Origin of the sequence: Kaistella sp. SH40-3, assembly GCF_030686865.1 — a bacterium.
In the GTDB taxonomy this organism is placed as follows: domain Bacteria; phylum Bacteroidota; class Bacteroidia; order Flavobacteriales; family Weeksellaceae; genus Kaistella.
The window spans coordinates 274,526-294,458 of record NZ_JAQYUS010000002.1; the positions used below are offsets into that span (position 1 = coordinate 274,526).

Genomic DNA, 19,933 nt, shown 5'->3' on the forward strand with positions numbered 1-19,933 from the left:
ATGTCAAAAAACTATTTCTTCAATTACAGAAAACTCCTGAATGGTTCGATGAAAACTTAGCGAATAAAGGCGCGAGATTCTGCATGAGAACCGGCGCAAATGGTTTAATGATTTTACGTGATTTCACTTTGATGGGCGGTTACGATTTCGCTTACATCAGCAAACCTTTAATCTTCACGGAAGCTTTAAAAAAAGGCGCGGTAAAACGATTAAAAGACACTTTGGAATTCTGGGTTAATGTTACCAGAGAAAATGCTCTAGTAATCAACTCAGAAGCCTATCAGTTAATTGTGAGAACAAGATTAATGCATTCTTACGCTCGTTTAAAAATTAAAGAAAAAACAGAACACTGGGAGTATGAAAATTGGGGCGACCCCATTAATTCCTGGGATATGATCGCAACATATACGGGTTTCTCATTGGTATTTATGCAAGGTTTAAAAAAATTAGGAATTCTCATTTCAAATGAGGAAGAAAAAGGATTATTTCACCTTTGGAAATATATTGGTTATCTGCTGGGAATTCCGGCTGACTATTTACCCGATAATCGACAGCAAGCTGTAGAACAGTTTTATTGGTGGACCACGATTCAGGATAAAGGTGATGACGATTCCGTTCAATTAGCAAAAGCATTGCTCAATGAAAATTTAGAAAATACTATTTACAAACATTTCTTTCAACGAAAACTGTTGAAAAATCTTCATCAAAGTATGAATTGGTTTTTATTGGATGAAGAAATAAATAAGCGCCTGGAAATTCCAAAACCAGCGAAGGCTTTCCGAATTTTCCCAAAAATCGTTTTTAAAGGAAATAAAATCGCTCAGAAAATTTACTTAAGGAATGCTGCGAAATATCAAAAACTGGTGGAAATGGGAAATGACCATCAAATCAAAGTTTTAGCGGATTACATTAAACATACACCGAAAGATTTTCATTACTAATAAAAATTAATGTTCTAGGGTTTTTGCCAAACTATTATTAAAAATTTAGATTTTTGTAGAAGAAACCTCTTTAATATTGAGCGGGGTGTATTGAATTTGATTTTTAGTTTCCGAAATTACATTGGCATTTTCCAGAAAGAAGTTTTTTCCCGATAAAAGTTCGGTGAGCAAAGTTCGCATTTGTTCTGCCGCCACTTCCGGAAGATGGGATTTCTTCGCCGCTTCGATTACTTGTTGTTTTCCGTTCTGTTGAATTTTTGCCAGATCATCTTTACTGAAAAGATTGAAAAACTGCTCTTCGATATTGTAATATTTATAGTCGGTTTCAGTAGACAGTATTTCTGGTGCAGGAAAATTTAATAACTTCACGCTTCTCTTCTGTTCATCGACTTCCCACTTAAACTTTTCAAAATCATAACCCACCAGAACTTTGGCCTGAATGATGACCAATGCTTTCTTTTTGGAGGGAATAAAATTAAAAAGTTTAGTCGTTTCTTCATAATTATAAATTTCATTAAAATGACCTTCTGCAGAAACTACTTTGAAAACCTTTCTCATGCTTTCTGCAATGGTGTGCGAACTTTCAGTAATAACTGGTGGCGACGAACTCCATTTATTAGAAGCAAGAAATGCAATAATTCCACCGAGGATCAAACCTAATAACAACATCAACAAAGTCATCATGGAATTGATCGATTCGCTTTGGGTCATTTGATAAAGAAAAAAAACAAGAAAACCGACAATCGCAATTCCTAAAGCCCAGAAAATAATTTTATATTTTTTAAAATTCATAATGTTGAGTTTAGGTAAAGGTAGGAATTTTCAAAAAATATTGAAACTCTAAATATCACCGAATTATAGACCCGTTTTCAATTTCTATTTCCTTAAAATAAACTTCGGCGGTAGAATTAATTCTTCAAATTTCCCTTTGACTTCTAACTTTTTATAGTAGAGATTTCGAGCCATAATTTTCAGCATCAAATCTTTGTCAAAAAACTTCCAGAAAGAATCGTCATGAACTTTTTTAGGTTTTCTGATTTCCGTAAAAGTGGTTATCCAGGAATCTGGATTGTGGTAAAATTCGATAATCCCGCAATGTTCCGGAATAGCCTCTGCCTCAATCATTCCCTGTGGTAAAAGGAAACTAAACTGATTACAAGGATAATCTCCAGAGGAAATCTTATCGTGTTTCAAAAATTTTTCTTTGGTTTTCTGATTTTGATATTGCTTTTTAAAATCATTTTTAAAGTCGGCTTTAGAGAATTTAATTTCTAATTCATGACTGAAACCCTCTTCATTAATAATTAAAATATCGGCTTCCCAATCAGAATGAAAGTGATTCGTCAACACTAAATCTTTCTCAAAGTCACAAAATTGAGAAATATAATTATAGGTCAGTTCTTCTACTTTCAACATGAAATTTAAAATTAAGAAACCAATAAACTGCAACCGCGAATATCAGAATGATCGATTCTTCCTAAAACTTGAAATTGATTTGACATCATTTCACTTTCTCTCTGAATGAAGTGAGGAATTTCAAAATCTGTCAAAATTTTGCCTAAATCCTGCGTCGCAATAAAACTACAGGAATGACGGTTTGCTAAATCGATAATATTAATAGCACCATTTCGTCCGGCTTCAACGTACGAAAAGGGATCTTCGGTATTTCTAATGAGAATCCGCATCCAGTTTGGACTTTCATAAATATTTTGACCTAAAGAATACGCTTGAGAAAGCAATTCGGTCATCGAATATTCTGAATAAATTTTATCTGTTCCAAAGCCTTTATGAAAAATGGCCAACAATTCGTCTTTCGTCATTTCTTGCTTACGACCTTTCATTCCCCCCGTTTCGATGATGGTGAAATCGTTTGTCAATTGAAAAGATCCTTCCACAAGATTAGGCTGACAAAAGTCCAGAAAATCTAACAGCGCAAAAGAAACTCCGAAAAGAATTACTTTTTTATTGTCGTTGGAAAGTTTCTTTAACAATTCAAACAAATCTTGATGATTATACAAGAAATATCCATTTTCAGGTTTCCCCGATTTCTTCATCAGAAAATCAACCATATAGATTAAAGATGAATTTTGTTTTTCGAGATAACTTGGCAATAGTCCAAGGAAAACATAATCTTCAGGCTTTCCGATAAACTGCTCGAAACTTTTCTCAATACTTTCCTGATACAACTTTTCATCAGCAATCCAATGTTTAGAAAGATTTATATGAGTGGTTCCTGAACTTTGAAAAAACAGATCTGCATTTTTGTTTTTATCTAAAAGTTTATGATTTTTAAACATCTCAATTGGCAGAAAAGGAATCTTTTCAACTTCCTGAATTTCATCTGGATTAATGTTTAAATAGTCGACAAACTTCTTGTAAACCTCGTTGTTATGATATTGATATCGAAAAGTTTCCAGACATTTCTGCTGGAATTCTTCTTCGGTCTGGATGTTGAAAATATTAATCATTGGTTTTGAAAGCACAAAAGTCAAAAAAGAAAAGCGGAATTCAAAATTTATAGTTGAATTCCGCTCATTAATTTTAATTAAAGAAAAATTTTAGTTTCCTCTATAAGTCGAGTAACCGTATGCAGAAAGAGTGATTGGGACGTGGTAATGATCCGCATTTGTAATTTGGAAAACCACTTCAACCCAAGGATAAAAACTTTCAGTGTTCATTTTTTTGAAATACTCGCTGGTATAATACGTCAGTTTGTAAATTCCCAGGTTTGATTGGTCATTCGGTAAAAAATCAGGAACTCGCCCGTTTTTGTCGGTTACCTTTTCTTCAACAGCAGTCCAGATTTTTTTAGCGTCATTAAATTTTTCCAGTTTAATGGTAACTCCTGCAGCCGGCATTCCTTTTGAAACATCTAAAATATGACTCGATAATTGGTAAGTAACTTCTTTTTTCTGTCCGAAACTAAAAGCGGAGATAAGCACAAAGAAAAGCGCAATAAATGAATTTTTCATGATGAAAATTTAGATAATTATTAAAAGTTATTTTGCCGAAAATCCTAACATTTTCACGGCGATTCTCTTGGTCAACAATCGTTCCGAAATATTTTACTTTTCAAAAGTTTTCAGTTCAAAATCAGTACCGAATTCACCATAAGTAAAGTAAGAAATCCAGTCACCGAGGTTGATGTACTTGGCTTTTCCGTTTTCCAAATCCAAAACCATTGGTAAGTGTCTATGACCGTAAACGAAATAATCTATCTTTTCAGTTTTGAGTTTTTCTTTAGAATAAATGATTAAAAATTCTTTGTCTTCTCCCAAAAACGCTTTGTCTTCTTCTCCAGAAATCATTTTATTTTTGGTAGAAAAATAGATGGCAATTTTCATGGCTATATCAGGATGCAACCATTTGAAAGCCCACTGTGCAACTGGATTGGTAAAGAGTTTTTTCATTCTTTTATATCCATTGTCACCAGGTCCCAAACCATCGCCATGTGCGAGCAGAAAGTTCTTTCCGTTGATCTCGAAGTACTGTTTGTCAAAATAAACTTTACAACCGATTTCTTCTTCGAAATAATTTTTCATCCACAAATCATGATTTCCGACAAACATAAAGAGTTCGATTCCGGAATCTTTTAATTCTGCCAATTTCCCTAAAACACGAACGTAACCTTTTGGAATAACATGATTCCACTCGTGCCAAAAATCAAATAAATCTCCCATCAAAAACAAAACCTGTGCATCGGTTTTTATTTCATCAAGCCAACGGATGAATTTTTCTTCCCGAATCTTACTTTCCTTTGGTGTTGGTGCACCAAAATGCTGATCGGAAGCGAAATAGACTTTTTTATTTGATTCTAAATTGATTTTCATGCTACAGGTTTCGGGTTGCAAGTTTATAGATTGAAGGTTGGAAGGTTACTTATCTTAATTTAAATACTATTATCAATGAATTGATTTTCTCATTTCAAATTAAATTTGGTCTTCAGCAAACCATTCTCCATAAGAATTTTCGGTTTCGTGCAGTTTAAGATAAGCCAAGGAAACCGTTTCTGGAAGTTGTTTTTTTATCTTATTTGCAATATCGTAAAGCATATTTTCGCAAGTCGGTTGATAATCACAGTAAATTACTTTATGCCCTTGATTTTCTAAATCTTCACCTAATTGTTTGTGTGGTGAAGTTCCGTTCAACATTACGGCATGATCCCAAACATTAATAATTTCTGACTTTACAATTTTTTTAATATCCCCAAAATCCACGACCATTCCGTTTTTTGGATCGTCTAAATCATTGATTGGATTTCCTTTTACAGAAACGAAAAGTTTATAAGAATGTCCATGCATATTCTTGCATTTGCCATCGTAATTATAGAGAACGTGTGCAGTTTCGAACGTGAAAATTTTTGTAATGCGTATCATTTTGCAAAGATAAAGAAAGTTTAATCTTTATATCAGGGATTAAAAAATTATTGAATAATGACAAAAAAAATTCTACGACCTAAATCGCAGAATTTAAAAATTAAAAAAATGACCTATTTTTTTATTAATAGTTAAAAAACTCAAATACGAATTCTTTTAAACCGCAAAAGTAAAAGACAAATTAAAAAAAAATTTCAGAAGAATACAAAATGGTAAAATTTTTATTTTAGCGCTATTACAAACTCTTGAACTATTTATTTTTAAGTAAAACTTTTGCCTCTTTTGCGGATTAAAAGAAATTTAGACAATTACCTTTATCATTCGTTATTTATCCTTGGTTGTATTTTCTCTTTCTTTGGCTCTTCTAATAAGAATCTTCGTGAACAGAAAGCACTGCTCTTCCACTTGGATCGTTGGCGTTTTTAAAGGCCTCATCCCATTCCAAAGCAATTGGCGTAGAACAAGCCACCGAGGGAACTGAGGGAACAGTTGCAGCCGCAGTTTCACTTGGAAAATGTCCTTCGAAAATAGTGCGGTAACGGTATTCCTCTTTATTCTGTGGCGTATTTAATGGAAAACGGAATTTCGCATTCGTCATCATTTCATCCGTTACTTCATTTTCGGCAACTTCTTTTAAAGAATCAATCCAGGAATAACCAACACCATCAGAGAACTGTTCTTTTTGACGCCAAGTAATATTGGCTGGTAAAATATCCTCAAAGGCTTTTCTTAAAATCCATTTCTCAATTCTTGGTTCATGCGCTCCAACCATTTTATCTTTCGGATTAATGCGCATCGCAACATCGATAAATTCTTTATCTAAAAACGGAACACGACCTTCAATTCCCCAACTCATCAAGGCTTTGTTGGCTCGCAAACAATCATATAAATGAAGTTTTCCCAGTTTACGAACATTCTCTTCATGAAAATCTTTCGCAGTTGGTGCTTTATGGAAATACAAATATCCTCCAAAAATCTCATCACTTCCTTCGCCGGAAAGAACCATTTTTATTCCCATTGATTTAATGACTCTCGCCAATAAATACATCGGCGTGGAAGCGCGAATAGTAGTAACATCATAGGTTTCCAAATGATAAATTACGTCGCGAACAGCATCTAAACCTTCCTGTATAGTGAAATGAACTTCGTGGTGAATCGACCCGATATGATCAGCGGCTTTTTTAGCAGCAATCAAATCCGGACTTCCTTCTAAACCAATTGCAAAACTGTGCAAACGCGGATACCAGGCTTCTTGAGTATCGCCACTTTCAATTCTGTTTCTGGCATATTTCGCAGTAAGCGCAGAAATAATTGATGAATCCAAACCACCTGAAAGTAATACTCCATAAGGAACATCGCTCATTAATTGGCGGTGTACAGCATCTTCCATGGCTTTTCTCAACACGTCAATATCAGTTGTATTGTCTTTTACATTGTCGTAATCTTCCCAATCTCTTTTGTACCATTGCTGCATTTTATAACCATCTTGACTGAACAGGAAATGTCCCGGTAAAAAAGTTTCGATGCTTTTGCAAACTCCCTCCAGCGCTTTTAGTTCTGAAGCGACATAGTAACTTCCATTTTTATCCCAACCTTGATAGAGTGGACAAATCCCCATATGATCTCTGGCAACTAAATAAATATCATTTTCAATATCATAAATTGCAAAAGCGAAAATTCCGTTTAATTTATCGACAAACGTTTTCCCATATTTTTGAAACAAAGGAATAATCACTTCACAATCAGATTCGGTTTGAAAATCATAATCTGGAAATTCTTTTCTTAATTCTCTATGGTTATAAATCTCCCCATTTACGGCTAAAACTATTTTTTTATCTTTTGAAAACAAAGGTTGTTTCCCGGAAGTCGGATCTACAATTGCCAATCTTTCGTGCGAAAAAATCACCTTTTCATTTTGGAAAACGCCACTCCAATCCGGACCACGGTGGCGGACTTTTTTCGACATTTCTAAAACTTGAGGTCTTAAGATTTCGGTTTTTTGTTTGGCGTCAAACAAGCATACTATTCCACACATTTTTATATCGTTGTTAGGTTTTTTATAATAATTGATTAAAATTCTAATGCAAACATATTATAAACCTTTATAAATAGAAAGTAAAAATTAACAAAAGCGAATTAATTACTAATATTAATTTATAAAGAGGAAAAATTTAAGTTTTACCAAAGTTTTGATCCGTTAAAGTGGAATTTATTTTTTTAGAGGAATTAACAATTTTGTACAAGAGAAGTTATTTTAACCAAAATCTTCTTTAATCAAATGTTCCATACAATATTCCGCAATCGCCGTAATCGTAACAAAAGGATTCACTCCAATTGTGCCTGGAATTAAAGAACCATCAATCACATATAAATTCTGATGACCGTTCAATCTTCCGAATTGATCGGTGGCTTTTCCTAAAACAATTCCACCCAACGGATGATAACAAACATCTGCACCAAAACCATTATGAAACAACATGTGGGAACGAGTTCCGCCATTGGCTTTATTCATGGTTCGTAGAAAATATTTCGCATTGTCTTTCATATGAGCCGTGTGTGATTCATCCCAATCAACTTGTAATTTCTGAGATTCAGTATCGTAATTAACTTCTCCAAATTTCTTCAATTTGTTGACCATTAAATACAATGAAGTTGCCACATTCATGCCCATTGGCAAAGGAGCGATCTCTACAAAAAATGGATGTTTTTGATCTTCCCAATGATCGATCCCACCGACAGGAATGGTAGCTTGCTGAAATCCCGTTCCGCCCGAAAATGCTTTTACCCAATTTCTTCCCGTCATAAAATTCCCGTTATTCCCCCACTCTTTACCGATATTTTCATCGATAGGAAATTGAGTTTTTGCTTTTGATTTTAATAATAATTCCAGCGAACCCATTGTTCCCGCTGATAAAATTAATTTTTTAGTGTTGATAATTTTATGTTGAATTTCTTCCCCTTTTGTATTAATAACCGAAATATCAATAGCATAACTTTTATCTGAATTTTGAGAAATATGATTCACTTGATGCAGTTCCAGAATTTCTAAATTTCCAGTAGCCGATGCTTTTTTCAAATAGGTTTTATCTAGAGAATTTTTTCCATGGTTATTTCCATAAATAACTTCTCCAGCTAAAGCAGAGCGTGGAACTTCATTTTTGTATTCCTTCTCCATGTATTTAAAATCATAGACGTTGGGAACACGAACTGTTTTGAAACCGGCTTTATGTGCTTCCTGTTCGCCGACCCTATTAAATTTATAGAAATCACAATCTTTCAGAAAATCTTCTGAAACGACATTTGTTTTCAGTTCTTCATTTGCTAAAGGAAAATAATGAGAATAGAATTTCTCGGTATCTAAAGTTGGAAATATTTCTTTAAAGTATTCTTTTTTAGGTGTTACAGCCATTCCGCCATTGACCAAAGAACCACCACCTACTCCACGACCTACCCAGACCTTAATATGCTCAAAATCCAAACGGTCGAGCGCTCCTGTAAATTTCTCTAAACTAAATAGATTAAAAAATGGGGCGATACTTTTTGTTTTCAACCACGCAGCGGAATGTCCCGGATTGCTCATTGCTGAAAATTTCAACCCAGACTTTTCCCAGTCCAAGCCCATTTCCAGAAGAGTTACTGGGATATTTTTCTCACAAAGACGCAGTGCCGCCACCGAACCTCCATAACCGGAGCCGATGATGACGACTTCTTTGTCAATGATTTCTGTGGGTTGATTGACTTTATTTTCTAGTGGGTTTTGTGTTTTCCCAAATAAATTGCCTGATCCTAAAAAGAAAAAGGCAGCGATTCCTAAACTACTTGTTTGAATAAATTCTTTGCGATTCATGATGATCACTAAACAAAAACCATACTAGATTTGGAAACAACGCGTAAAATAAAGATGATTTACATAAGATTTGTGAAAAAAATTGATACTCGCAGGAACGCCACATAACTTTGGAAGGTTGAATATAAAAAAATAGCGTTCTGTAGGAACGCTATCTGTATTTGAAATTGTGAAAAGCAGTACTATTCTTTATTTTAGCCGCGATTGAAGCGGCATCCTTTTTTGAGGAGGAACGACGAAAAAAAGATACAGCGGAAAGCGCGACCGAACTGTCAAAAGATTTGAAAATCGTGTTGCTCCTAATTATATTATGCGTTTCTACTAATCAACGCCATATAAAATCCGTCGAATCCTGAACTCGGCATTACTTTCTCTTCTTTGATTAAAGTATACCCTTCATTATTTTTCAGGAAAGTTGCGACTTGCTCATTGTTTTCACTTGGTAAAATTGAACAGGTAGCGTAAACCATTTTCCCACCTTTCTTTAATATTTTTGCATAATCTTGTAAGATCTGCTGTTGCTCTTTTTTGATACGGTCGATGAAATCCTGATCGATTTTCCATTTAGAATCTGGATTTCTTTTCAAAACCCCCAAACCTGAACAAGGTGCGTCGATCAACAAACGGTCTGCTTTTTCGTGTAATCTTTTGATGACTTTATTATCTTCAATATATCTTGTTTCAACATTGTGTGCGCCAGCTCTTTTAGCACGACGTTTCAGTTCTGCCAATTTCCATTCGTAAATATCAAGCGCGATAATTTGACCTTTGTTTTTCATTAAAGCCGCTAAGTGCAAGGTTTTTCCACCCGCTCCGGCACAAACATCGACCACACGCATTCCTTCTTTTACATCCAACAACTCACCAATTTTTTGAGAAGAAGCATCTTGAACCTCAAACAAACCATCTTTAAAAGCGGAAGTTAAAAAGACGTTTTTCTTTTGCTCTAATTGCACAGCGTCGGGATAATTCGGTATTTGGAAACTTTCTACACCTTCGTCCCGTAAATCAGAAACAAGTTCTCTGGCAGTTGTTTTCAAAGTATTTACTCGAAGAACTGTAGGTGCCTGTTCGTTCAAGGCCACCATTTCTCTTTCCCAACTTGGCCCGAGTTCTTTTTCTAAAGTCTCTGCCAACCAATCTGGAATTGAGTATTCAATCGCTTTGGTAGGAACGTTATTTTTCTTTAGTTTGTTAATAATTTCGGCGTTTTTAATACCGTCGAATTCTTCAAATTTTTTGTAATGTGTTTTGGTCCAAAGGCAATACGTTAATATTAATTTATAGATATTAGCCGGTTTTACACCTTCACCCATATAATATTCTAGGCGTTTTTTCCAACGAATGATATCATAAAAAATCTGTGCAACCACTTTCCTGTCTTCGCTGCCCCATTGTTTGTGACCTTTTAAAAGTCTTTCTATAACCTTATCGGCGTACTTTCTATCTTCAAAAAATGTTTCCTGTAAAGCATCGTGAATTCCGATGAGTAAGTTTCTGTGTATGAGTTCCATTTAGGATGTTTTAAATTAAATTCAGCCTCGAATCTTCGGGCTATAATTTTTGCAAAAATAAGGTTTTTTAACCGAATAGCAGTGGGAATATTTCACTGAAAATTGGACGGTGAAAAAACAGTTGTCTGAGAGTCAGATTGTAATTACATTTACGAAGCAACAAAATCATTAAGCATGACCAACAGAGATTTCTTCAAAATTTTAATTAAAGTCGTCGGGCTTTATTTTTTCATTCAAATTCTTTTCTCGTTCCTACCGTCTCAAATTGGATTTATGAGTTTCGACGTGGATTTCAGCCAGAGAATAGGAACTATTTTTTACCTCATCTTCATTCTTCTAATTACTATCGGAATTTTATATTTCCTCATCAGGAATCCGGAAAAAGTCATTGACCTTTTTAAACTCGATAAAAACTTTGATAATAATTCAATCTCCATTAATAATTTTAATGCAAAGAATATTCTCCATATCTCGCTTTTTATTACCGGTGGATTTTTAATTATTGAAAATAGTACTACTCTAATTTCTGGTCTTTATCTTGTTTTCAGAAAAAGCCTTGATTCTAATTTTCCAGTTGAAGAAAACCCTGCGATGAACCTTATTGTTCCAGCTCTTAATCTTCTGCTCGGTGGAATTCTGATCACTTTCAGAAAAAACATTTCGGACTATTTCGAGAAATAAAATTGTACTAAAACACTTTTTAAAGTTAATCAAACAATAAAAGGGATTTTACTTGTACTTTTTACATTTTTGCGATTTATTCCAACGCACAAGTTCAATCAGGAAATGATTTACAAAGACTTTTTGATTATTAGAAATTTGATTAAGATCATTAATTATGTTCTCATTAATTATGAAAAAATAAGTACTAAAAATATGAGGATTTGAAAACTGCAGTTATAAATATTTTAAACGTAAAGGTAAAAACTGGTGCTAGTTTTATTCCTGGGAAGAAATAGAATTGAGTTCACTTCCGTTATCCGTTAATTTTCATGATGAACTCCTGTATAATTTATTATCTTTATTGCAAATAAATTCACCTGCCAATAAAAAGGATCAAACCTATTTACATTCTATGCATCTATTTTACTTTATTTTCACCTCCTTTTGTATTGTCGCAAGTATTCTTCCTCTAATCCCGAATCAGCATTGGTTCTTTCGAATTTGGGAATTTGCTAGAATCCAGGTAGTCATTTTGCAACTTGGAATTTTGGTTTTTGGATTGGTATTCTTTACGCCAAAATCCCTAATTTTCTGGGGAAGCGCCGTGGTGAGTATAGGCTTTATCATCAACCATATTATTATTTTAATTCCATACACGGTAATTTATAAAAGAAAACCTGCGCAAAAAGTAGTGAAACATTCCGAGTTAATATCAATCATTTCAGTCAATGTTTATCAGTTTAATAACGGTTATCGAAAGTTAATCGATTTGGTAAATGAAGCCAAACCTGATATTTTATTAACCATGGAATCGAATCAGGATTGGGAAAATGCCTTAACCAAAATTGAAAGTGATTATCCTAATTTCAAAAAAGTTCCTTTAGAAAACACGTATGGAATTCATTTTTATACGCGACTTAAAGTGGAAAGCATTAAAGTCAATTACTTTATTGCCGACGATTTACCAAGCATCGAAGCCTCTCTCTTAACTGACAACGGGCAACCTTTCACCTTTTTCGGTGTTCATCCGCCACCGCCAAGTCCGACCGAAGAAGACACGTCAAAAGAAAGAGATGGTGAATTATTGGCCGTGGCAAAAGAGGTAAAAGAAATAAAAAGCCCGGTGATTGTGGTCGGTGATTTTAACAATGTTGCTTGGGCTCGCTCTTCTGTTTTATTTCGGAAAACTTCTGAATTAATCGATCCCCGAATCGGACGAGGATTTGTTGCCACCTTCCACGCAAAATATTGGTTTCTGCGATTTCCCATCGACTTGTTCTTTCATTCTACCGATATTTTCATAGAAGATTTTAGAACCTTGCGAAATATTGGCAGTGATCATCTACCACTCTACTGCACGTTTTTCATTAATAAAAAAGAAGATATTCAGGAAGACGAACTGGAATACCTGCAAGACGATGAAAAACAAGAAGTTGAAGAATTAATACAAAAAGGAATTGAAGAAGAAGGTGATCGGCCAACCATAGTTACTGAATAATTTCCCCTAATTTTTAACTGATGTAATTTTAAAGCACTATTTTTATCAATACATTTATTAAAATTTAGAATATGCAATTGGTAAAAGTGGGACTTTGTGCCTATGGAATGAGTGGAAAAGTTTTTCATGCGCCGTTTTTAAAAGAACATCCGGGCTTTTATATGGCTGCAGTCGTTGAACGGTCCAAAGAAGAATCCAAAGCCAAATATCCTGAAAGCACGATTTATAAGTCTGTAGAAGAAATGCTTCAGCAGGCAGATCTTGATTTAGTCGTCGTCAACACGCCGGTCCAAACCCATTTCGAATATGTGAAAATGGCTTTGGAAGCGGGTAAAAATGTAATTGTAGAAAAACCGTTTACCGTAAATACTTCCGAAGCCGAAGCGTTGGTAACATTGGCAAAAGAAAAAAAACTCTTTCTCAGTGTTTATCAAAACCGTAGATTTGACCGCGATTATCTTCAGGTTCAAAAGATTTTAGAAACCGGAAAACTAGGAACATTAAAAGAAGTTGAAATCCGGTTCGACCGTTTCCGAACTGAACCAAGCGCAAAAGAACACAAAGAAAATCCGAAGTTGAATGGCTCTGGTGCACTTCATGATTTAGGTTCGCATCTCATCGATCAGGCAACTCAACTTTTTGGTTTCCCTGAGAAAATGTTTGCAGATGTATTTTCAATGAAAGGTTCAGCCTTCGCCAATGACTATTTTGAAATTCTCCTCTATTATAAAAATGATTTAAGAGTTCGTCTGAAATCTTCTGTTTTCAGCAAAGAGGCCCATTACGCCTACACTCTTCACGGCAACAAAGGAAGTTTTTTACAGGAAAGAACTGATAATCAGGAAACTGAATTGGTTGCCGGCGCAATTCCTATTTTAAATAAAGACTGGACAAAACCTTTAACCCAACCCGACGGAATTCTAAATTATGAAAATGAAAATGCTGATTCAGAGAGAATACTCACTTCCAGCGAACCGGGAAATTATATGAATTATTACCAGGAAATTTACGAACATATCGTTTTCGGAAATCCATTACCTTCACCTGCGGAAGAAATTATTCAGAATATGAAAATCATCGAAGCGGCTTTGGAAAGTTTTAAAGAAGGAAAAGTTATTGATTTAAAGGACAACTAATTGTCGCTCAATTGAAATAACCGTCATTAGATTTTTCTATATTTCAAAAAGCATCATTGGAACAATATTTCCATACTTTAATCGCACTAATTGAGAGATAGAAAATGAAGAATAAAGATTTAAATTTCGGCAAAGGTTTTACGTTCAAAAAATATACTCCCGAAGAAGTTTCTCATTTCGATCGGGTTTTTGACGTTTTTAAAGATTTGCTGACCCACACTTCCGGCGATATTGAAGAAGCCTTCGAATGGCTGGAAATGCTCGATAAAGAATACGATATTTTCACCGATGAATATACTTTGGCAGATTTTGAAGAGGATTTGAAAAAGCGTGGTTACATTAAAGAAGAAATCAATCCCAAAGACGGCAACACCGGAACCGGAAAAGGCAAAAATATTTTAACTGCAAAACTGGAAGCGGCTTTACGTGAATTTGCCTTAGATCAGATTTTCGGAAAACTGAAAAAAACGGGAATCGGAAATCACAACACTAAAAAAGTGGGCGTTGGTGATGAACGCGATGGCGAAAACAGAAACTTTCAATACGGTGATGATCTTTCAACTTTAAACATGACCGAAAGTTTGAAAAACGCCCAAATTAATAATGGCATTTCAGACCTTCGATTAACCGAAGACGACCTCATCGTAGAAGAAACAAAACATAAAGCGCAGATGAGCACGGTCTTAATGATCGACATCAGCCACTCGATGATTCTGTATGGTGAAGACCGAATTACGCCCGCCAAAAAAGTCGCCATGGCTTTGGTAGAATTGATCAGACGCAAGTATCCAAAAGATTCTATCGATATTATTGTTTTTGGAAATGAAGCCTGGCCCATTAAAGTGAAAGATCTTCCCTATTTACAAGTCGGACCTTATCATACGAATACCGTTGCAGGTTTAGAACTGGCGACGGATATTCTGCGTAGAAAACGAAATACGAACAAGCAGATTTTTATGATCACCGATGGAAAACCGAGTTGCATAAAATTACCTTCTGGAGAATTTTATATGAACAGTAACGGTCTTGACGAATTCATTGTCTCCCAATGTCTCCATAAAGCCGCGGAGGCGAGAAAACTTAAAATTCCCATCACTACTTTTATGATCGCTCAAGATCCTTATTTAAGAAAATTCGTGGAAGCATTTACGGCACAAAACCAGGGTAAAGCATTCCTGACCGGACTTTCTGGTTTGGGCGAAATGATTTTTGAAGATTACGAGAAGAATAGAATCAGGAGAATTTAAAAGACAGATAGAAACAGACGGATAGATAATAGAGGGATAGATAATAGAGGGATAGATAATAGACTTACAATCACATTACTGAAAGACGATTAAAACCTTTGCGTTCATTGCGTTTTAACCTTTGCGTCTTTGTCAGAAAAAATAATATTAAATTACATGAAAAAAGATATCACATTTAAAGAATTAAAAGATTCCGGTTACCAACATAAAACCATTAACCAGGAAATTCAAGCAAACTTAATTGCGAAGATTAAAGCAAAAGAACCTGTATTTGAAGGACTTTGGGGTTATGAAGACACGGTAGTTCCACAATTAAAAAAAGCAATTCTGGCGGGACATCACATCAATCTTTTAGGATTGCGCGGACAGGCTAAAACCAAAATTGCACGCAGCATGGTGAGTTTGCTCGATGAAAATATGCCGATTGTCAAAGGATCTGAAATCAACGACAGCCCTTTCAATCCGATTTCAAAATACGCAAGAGATTTAATTGATGCGGAAGGCGATGAAACGATGATTTCTTGGGTTCACCGTTCGGATCGTTTTTATGAAAAACTGGCAACTCCAGATGTAAACGTGGCGGATTTAATTGGGGATATCGATCCGATTAAAGCAGCGACTTTAAAACTTCCGTATTCCGATGAACGCGTTTTGCATTACGGAATGATTCCGAGAGCAAACCGTTGCATTTTCGTGTTGAATGAATTGCCCGATTTACAGGCGAGAATTCAGGTTTCTTTATTTAATATTCTGCAGGAAGGCGATATTCAAATCCGTGGATTTCAATTGAGAATGCCGTTGGATATTCAGTTTATCTTTACCGCAAATCCGGAAGATTACACGAATAGAGGAAGTATTGTAACGCCTTTGAAAGACAGAATCGGTTCTCAGATTTTCACACATTATCCAAAAACAATCGAACTTGCTCGGCACATCACCGAACAGGAAGCCCAGATTTCAGCAGAAGATAAAGCCCAGATTCAGGTTCCTAATCTGGCAAAAGATCTTTTAGAAGAAGTCGCATTTGCTGCCAGAGATAGTGAATACGTGGATGCGAAAAGTGGCGTCAGTGCTCGTTTAACAATCAGCGCCATGGAAAATTTAATGGCTGCTGCAAAGTTACGTTTGATTGAATCAGATGCAGATAAAACCACGATTCGCTTGTTAGATTTCATGTCGATTATTCCATCCATCACCGGAAAAATTGAACTGGTTTACGAAGGCGAACAGGAAGGTGCAGATCATGTAGCGAAATTGTTGATCGACAAAGCAGTCATGACTCAATTTGAAATGATTTTCCCACGCATTCCAAAATTGGAGAAAGAAGGAATTAAAACACCTTACACCGACGTGATCAAGTGGTTTAATAAAAATTCACTAGAATTGAATTACGACGATACCGATAAGGAATTTTATAAAAAACTCAACAGTATTCCTCCGCTCTCAGAAGTGGTAGAAGAATATGCTGCAGATTTCAGTACCGAAGATAAAGACTTCTGCAAAGAACTTATTTTATGGGCTTTAACGCTGAATAAAAAATTAGACAAATCTGAAAACGAAAGTGCGTTTACCTTTGATGCGGCCGGACTTGGAAAATATTACAGCAATTAAATAAAAATTTTAACAACTCTTAATTCACTTAAAAACCTCATTTAAAAATAAATTTTGAATGAGGTTTTTAATTTTGATCGATAACATACTTTTTTCTTAAAATCCAAAAAAGAAATATTTGGCAATAAGCAAGATTGTAATTATATTTGAGTGAATTCTATTGTTAAGTAAGAAATAAACAGTTGAATTATTTCTAAAAAGAATCCTGGCAATCCGTAAATCTAAAATGACAATTGACGAAATCGATAAAATAATCGATCATCTTCAAAAAACGAAAGATCTCCTTTGTCTTCGGAAAAACAATCTTTGTTCGGAAAACAATAAAGCCGAGGATTTGACCATTAAAAAACTAACCAAAGAAAATCCAACCCTGAGCGCCAACTTTTCTGAATTAAAAATCGACACTTAAGTTGGAAATAATTAAAAACTAAAATCATGAACAAATATTACCTCATGTCTAAAATGAAATCATCAGGAATCGCCTATTTATGCTGGTTTTTTCTGGGTTGTCATTACGCCTACCTAGGACGGTGGGGAACTCAAATTTTATTTTGGATCACTGCTGGAGGTTTAGGAATTTGGGCTTTCCTGGATCTATTTCTTATTCCCGGAAAAGTGAACAGATATAACCGAAGAATTGCAGACCAGATTGAAGAATTGGAATTACTGGAGGAACGAAAGAAATAAAAAACAATTTAAACTGTTTCTTATTCAAAAATAAATTATTTGTAGTTCTGACACTTAGATTTCAGCGTATTCGTTGCTTAATGAAACTGTGCGATTCACTCTTTTAATAGGAGTAAATCAAGGTTAAAAGATATTTCTGAATGTTATAAATCCAAAATTTGAATAACTTAAATCTTATCGTATGTTAATGTACAAGGGTGATTTTGTTAATCTGATGTTAAACAGGTCAATAATGTTTCTCATTATATTTCTAATTCTTATCTTTATAAAAGAGTCAAAAAATAACTTATTAAATCATTAAAAAATAGAATTTAAAATGGAAATCTTAATTAACACGGACCACAACATTTCAGGAAGTCAAGAAATGAGATCTTACATGAAAGCAGATTTAGAAAGTGCATTCGAAAGATTCAGTGAACATTTGACCCGACTAGAAGTGAAAATCAGCGATGAAAATGCCAGCAAAGAAGGAGAAAATGATAAGAAATGCGTTTTGGAAGCACGCCTCAAAGGAATGCAACCGATTGCAGTTACTGGACAAGGAAACTCCATCGATCAAGCAGTGACTGATGCTACCAACAAAATGAAAAACTCGCTGGATTCTGTCATGGGTAAATTGAGAAGCTATTAATCAATTGTACTTTAGAATTAAGAAATTCTTAAAATATAAGGCGTCCTTTTGGGACGTCTTTTTTTTAAAACTAAGAGACTTGCAAACCAGTTAAAAAAAAGGAATTAATCGAGAAAAAAAAGAATATAACCAAATACTGAGAAAATATTTTGATTGATAAAAAGATAATAAATCATCTTTTAAACTATTTCCTATCTACAATCAACTCGTTTTTTTTATAAATTTCAAAAAATAAAAAAGCACAATCTTCTCCAAGATTGTGCTTTTTAAAATTTTAAAACAAAAGAAAATTAATCTTCCATTGCTTCACCGTTTTTTCGGTAAATATAGTTTCCATAAATGTGTCTTCTGGCGAAACGACTTGGCGAATCTGCATTGACCATTTTGATATACGTATTTCTCGGAACTCCGATGTATTCATACATTTTACCATTCAAATGCTGAACTTTCAAAATCTGTTTTTCATAATCAAAATCCTGAATATTCGATTTTGCAATCGTTTCGGTATATTCTTCTTTGTATTTTTCTTGCGTTTCTGGATTAATGCTCACCAAAAAGTGATAGGCTTCAATCACCGATTTGCTTTTCTCTTCTGCCTCCAATTTTGCCTCGTCATCATTTACAAATTTATCAGGATGCGCATCCTTCATCGTATTTCTGTAAATTGTTTTTAAATCTTTTAATGTTGCAGTTTTATCAACCCCAAGAAGCTTTCTGTGCTCACCAACTCTTTTCATAACTTGTTCCTTTTTTGCGGGTGCAAAATTAGTCAATTAAAATTTAATACAACTATTCAAAGCGTGTTGATTTTGAGCAAATTACAAATTTTATTTAAGAGGCCATTTTATCTCGCCACTCCTTCCGGAAATTGTACTTGATCAGGCGCTTCATTCAACTTTGGTAACGCATATTTTAAAATTCGGTTTCGCCGGCCGGTAGTATCGTTTGGTTCCACGGGATAACTTACTACCGCTTCCATCCAGGCATAAACGTTGTTTCGGAAATAAACTGCCGGTTCCCACTGCGCATGTTTTTTCATATTGTATTGTGGATACTCTTCTTTGAAATCTTTTCGTGCTGCTTCTAAAAGGCACTCCTCTACAAACTGCAGATCACTGGTATAGGAAATCTGAATCGCCGTTTCATTCCAGATAAATGGAACTTGTGGGCCTGAATAATTAATAATTTCTTCGCGCAAAATTAAACTGTTAGGAAACCGAATGGTTCTGCCACTTCTTCTGTCATTCCCCAAATAATCTCCGGAGCATTCCAAAATAGAAGTATCCAGATAATTAATTTCAACCACATCTCCACGGAACCCTTTGATCTGAATTCGATCGCCTACTAAATAAGAACGCCGGAACACCAAATAAACCCAAGCAATAAATGAAGCAATTGCCGCCTGTAAAGCAAAACCTAATACCAAAGAAATCAAACCAAAACTCACTGCAGCAGCATAAAGGTTTTGAAATAAAAATGAGGCTGCAACAATCAAACTGAAAACTAAAGCAAGAAACTTCACAATTCTCAAAAGATTATAACGATCACCTTCAATGTGATTTTGACTATAAATTAACCGTTCAATTAATTTACTGATCAGAAATATAATTGAGATTAAAAACAAACTTAAACTCAGTTTTCGCAAAAAAGGAACATAGTGATTCCATGGTTCTAATATGGGCAGATTCACGACGTAGTAAAGAACAATCAAAGCAATAGCAACTGAACTGTAAATGATAATCCATTTTTTATTTTGGTGATTTTCCATAAAATTTTTGATCA

Annotated in this window: 20 protein-coding genes; 9 read left to right on the top strand and 11 right to left on the bottom strand. The window is 34.7% G+C overall.

The features are described 5' to 3' along the window. Positions 1-131: 131 nt before the first annotated feature. Positions 132-941: an oxygenase MpaB family protein gene (locus tag PUH65_RS05030; protein WP_370692019.1), complete on the top strand. Its 810-nt coding sequence runs from the start codon at positions 132-134 to the stop codon at positions 939-941. Positions 942-986: 45 nt separating this feature from the next. Here the strand turns inward: PUH65_RS05030 and PUH65_RS05035 are convergent, their stop codons facing one another. The 9 genes from PUH65_RS05035 to PUH65_RS05075 all read right to left on the bottom strand — a co-directional run bounded on the left by PUH65_RS05035 (position 987) and on the right by PUH65_RS05075 (position 10,678). Continuing rightward, complete coding sequence (locus PUH65_RS05035) at positions 987-1,733, bottom strand: DUF4230 domain-containing protein (protein WP_305518700.1); 747 nt, start codon at positions 1,731-1,733, stop codon at positions 987-989. Positions 1,734-1,817: 84 nt separating this feature from the next. Further along, on the bottom strand, positions 1,818-2,357 hold the full coding sequence (locus PUH65_RS05040) for a hypothetical protein (RefSeq protein ID WP_305518702.1): 540 nt from the start codon (positions 2,355-2,357) through the stop codon (positions 1,818-1,820). 11 nt (positions 2,358-2,368) lie between these two features. Continuing rightward, a complete protein-coding gene (locus PUH65_RS05045; protein WP_305518703.1) occupies positions 2,369-3,409 on the bottom strand; it encodes an acyl transferase in 1,041 nt (346 codons plus the stop codon). Positions 3,410-3,499: 90 nt separating this feature from the next. Then, positions 3,500-3,913 carry a hydroxyisourate hydrolase gene (uraH, locus tag PUH65_RS05050; protein WP_305518704.1) on the bottom strand — a complete coding sequence of 138 codons (414 nt, stop codon included), beginning with the start codon at positions 3,911-3,913 and terminating at the stop codon, positions 3,500-3,502. Between the two features lie 93 nt (positions 3,914-4,006). Beyond that, positions 4,007-4,771 carry a UDP-2,3-diacylglucosamine diphosphatase gene (locus tag PUH65_RS05055; protein WP_305518705.1) on the bottom strand — a complete coding sequence of 255 codons (765 nt, stop codon included), beginning with the start codon at positions 4,769-4,771 and terminating at the stop codon, positions 4,007-4,009. A gap of 99 nt (positions 4,772-4,870) precedes the next feature. Then, complete coding sequence (locus tag PUH65_RS05060; protein ID WP_305518706.1) at positions 4,871-5,317, bottom strand: 6-carboxytetrahydropterin synthase; 447 nt, start codon at positions 5,315-5,317, stop codon at positions 4,871-4,873. Positions 5,318-5,681: 364 nt separating this feature from the next. Next, positions 5,682-7,352, bottom strand: coding sequence for an asparagine synthase B (asnB, locus tag PUH65_RS05065; protein WP_305518707.1), 1,671 nt, complete (start codon positions 7,350-7,352; stop codon positions 5,682-5,684). 219 nt (positions 7,353-7,571) lie between these two features. Further along, positions 7,572-9,164 (bottom strand): GMC family oxidoreductase N-terminal domain-containing protein, encoded by a 1,593-nt coding sequence (locus PUH65_RS05070; RefSeq protein ID WP_305518708.1) that lies wholly within the window; start codon positions 9,162-9,164, stop codon positions 7,572-7,574. Between the two features lie 308 nt (positions 9,165-9,472). Next, positions 9,473-10,678, bottom strand: a complete 1,206-nt coding sequence (locus PUH65_RS05075) for an RsmB/NOP family class I SAM-dependent RNA methyltransferase (protein ID WP_305518709.1) — start codon at positions 10,676-10,678, stop codon at positions 9,473-9,475. A gap of 174 nt (positions 10,679-10,852) precedes the next feature. Here PUH65_RS05075 and PUH65_RS05080 point away from each other — a divergent pair, with 174 nt between their 5' ends. The 8 genes from PUH65_RS05080 (at position 10,853) to PUH65_RS05115 (ending at position 18,151) form a co-directional block, all read left to right on the top strand. After that, on the top strand, positions 10,853-11,359 hold the full coding sequence (locus tag PUH65_RS05080) for a hypothetical protein (RefSeq protein ID WP_305518710.1): 507 nt from the start codon (positions 10,853-10,855) through the stop codon (positions 11,357-11,359). Between the two features lie 394 nt (positions 11,360-11,753). Beyond that, a complete protein-coding gene (locus tag PUH65_RS05085) occupies positions 11,754-12,839 on the top strand; it encodes an endonuclease/exonuclease/phosphatase family protein (RefSeq protein WP_305518711.1) in 1,086 nt (361 codons plus the stop codon). 71 nt (positions 12,840-12,910) lie between these two features. Further along, positions 12,911-13,975, top strand: coding sequence for a Gfo/Idh/MocA family oxidoreductase (locus tag PUH65_RS05090; RefSeq protein WP_305518712.1), 1,065 nt, complete (start codon positions 12,911-12,913; stop codon positions 13,973-13,975). A gap of 104 nt (positions 13,976-14,079) precedes the next feature. Beyond that, positions 14,080-15,222 (top strand): VWA domain-containing protein, encoded by a 1,143-nt coding sequence (locus tag PUH65_RS05095; protein ID WP_305518713.1) that lies wholly within the window; start codon positions 14,080-14,082, stop codon positions 15,220-15,222. 156 nt (positions 15,223-15,378) lie between these two features. Continuing rightward, complete coding sequence (locus PUH65_RS05100) at positions 15,379-16,833, top strand: sigma 54-interacting transcriptional regulator (RefSeq protein WP_305518714.1); 1,455 nt, start codon at positions 15,379-15,381, stop codon at positions 16,831-16,833. A 226-nt stretch (positions 16,834-17,059) separates the two neighbouring features. Then, the gene (locus tag PUH65_RS05105) at positions 17,060-17,242 is read left to right on the top strand and encodes a hypothetical protein (RefSeq protein ID WP_305518715.1); all 183 of its coding nucleotides are present in this window, start codon (positions 17,060-17,062) and stop codon (positions 17,240-17,242) included. 26 nt (positions 17,243-17,268) lie between these two features. Next, the gene (locus PUH65_RS05110) at positions 17,269-17,520 is read left to right on the top strand and encodes a TM2 domain-containing protein (RefSeq protein ID WP_305518716.1); all 252 of its coding nucleotides are present in this window, start codon (positions 17,269-17,271) and stop codon (positions 17,518-17,520) included. 316 nt (positions 17,521-17,836) lie between these two features. Continuing rightward, entirely contained in the window at positions 17,837-18,151 is a 315-nt protein-coding gene (locus tag PUH65_RS05115; protein ID WP_305518717.1) for an HPF/RaiA family ribosome-associated protein, read from the top strand. A 290-nt stretch (positions 18,152-18,441) separates the two neighbouring features. Here PUH65_RS05115 and PUH65_RS05120 read toward each other — a convergent pair whose 3' ends face one another. Beyond that, entirely contained in the window at positions 18,442-18,888 is a 447-nt protein-coding gene (locus tag PUH65_RS05120) for a KTSC domain-containing protein (protein ID WP_305518718.1), read from the bottom strand. Between the two features lie 107 nt (positions 18,889-18,995). After that, a complete protein-coding gene (locus PUH65_RS05125) occupies positions 18,996-19,919 on the bottom strand; it encodes a mechanosensitive ion channel family protein (RefSeq protein ID WP_305518719.1) in 924 nt (307 codons plus the stop codon). Positions 19,920-19,933: the final 14 nt, after the last annotated feature.

Excerpts from the sequence above, each read along its gene's own strand:
- PUH65_RS05060 (WP_305518706.1), bottom strand. The coding sequence starts at position 5,317 with ATGATACGCATTACAAAAATTTTCACGTTCGAAACTGCACACGTTCTC.
- PUH65_RS05070 (WP_305518708.1), bottom strand. The coding sequence starts at position 9,164 with ATGAATCGCAAAGAATTTATTCAAACAAGTAGTTTAGGAATCGCTGCC.
- PUH65_RS05120 (WP_305518718.1), bottom strand. The coding sequence starts at position 18,888 with ATGAAAAGAGTTGGTGAGCACAGAAAGCTTCTTGGGGTTGATAAAACT.
- PUH65_RS05100 (WP_305518714.1), top strand. The coding sequence starts at position 15,379 with ATGAAAAAAGATATCACATTTAAAGAATTAAAAGATTCCGGTTACCAA.
- asnB (WP_305518707.1), bottom strand. The coding sequence starts at position 7,352 with ATGTGTGGAATAGTATGCTTGTTTGACGCCAAACAAAAAACCGAAATC.
- PUH65_RS05095 (WP_305518713.1), top strand. The coding sequence starts at position 14,080 with ATGAAGAATAAAGATTTAAATTTCGGCAAAGGTTTTACGTTCAAAAAA.
- PUH65_RS05115 (WP_305518717.1), top strand. The coding sequence starts at position 17,837 with ATGGAAATCTTAATTAACACGGACCACAACATTTCAGGAAGTCAAGAA.
- PUH65_RS05105 (WP_305518715.1), top strand. The coding sequence starts at position 17,060 with ATGACAATTGACGAAATCGATAAAATAATCGATCATCTTCAAAAAACG.
- PUH65_RS05030 (WP_370692019.1), top strand. The coding sequence starts at position 132 with ATGGGCGGTTACGATTTCGCTTACATCAGCAAACCTTTAATCTTCACG.
- PUH65_RS05080 (WP_305518710.1), top strand. The coding sequence starts at position 10,853 with ATGACCAACAGAGATTTCTTCAAAATTTTAATTAAAGTCGTCGGGCTT.
- PUH65_RS05040 (WP_305518702.1), bottom strand. The coding sequence starts at position 2,357 with ATGTTGAAAGTAGAAGAACTGACCTATAATTATATTTCTCAATTTTGT.
- PUH65_RS05090 (WP_305518712.1), top strand. The coding sequence starts at position 12,911 with ATGCAATTGGTAAAAGTGGGACTTTGTGCCTATGGAATGAGTGGAAAA.
- PUH65_RS05035 (WP_305518700.1), bottom strand. The coding sequence starts at position 1,733 with ATGAATTTTAAAAAATATAAAATTATTTTCTGGGCTTTAGGAATTGCG.
- PUH65_RS05085 (WP_305518711.1), top strand. The coding sequence starts at position 11,754 with ATGCATCTATTTTACTTTATTTTCACCTCCTTTTGTATTGTCGCAAGT.
- PUH65_RS05075 (WP_305518709.1), bottom strand. The coding sequence starts at position 10,678 with ATGGAACTCATACACAGAAACTTACTCATCGGAATTCACGATGCTTTA.
- PUH65_RS05055 (WP_305518705.1), bottom strand. The coding sequence starts at position 4,771 with ATGAAAATCAATTTAGAATCAAATAAAAAAGTCTATTTCGCTTCCGAT.
- PUH65_RS05045 (WP_305518703.1), bottom strand. The coding sequence starts at position 3,409 with ATGATTAATATTTTCAACATCCAGACCGAAGAAGAATTCCAGCAGAAA.
- PUH65_RS05125 (WP_305518719.1), bottom strand. The coding sequence starts at position 19,919 with ATGGAAAATCACCAAAATAAAAAATGGATTATCATTTACAGTTCAGTT.
- PUH65_RS05110 (WP_305518716.1), top strand. The coding sequence starts at position 17,269 with ATGAACAAATATTACCTCATGTCTAAAATGAAATCATCAGGAATCGCC.
- uraH (WP_305518704.1), bottom strand. The coding sequence starts at position 3,913 with ATGAAAAATTCATTTATTGCGCTTTTCTTTGTGCTTATCTCCGCTTTT.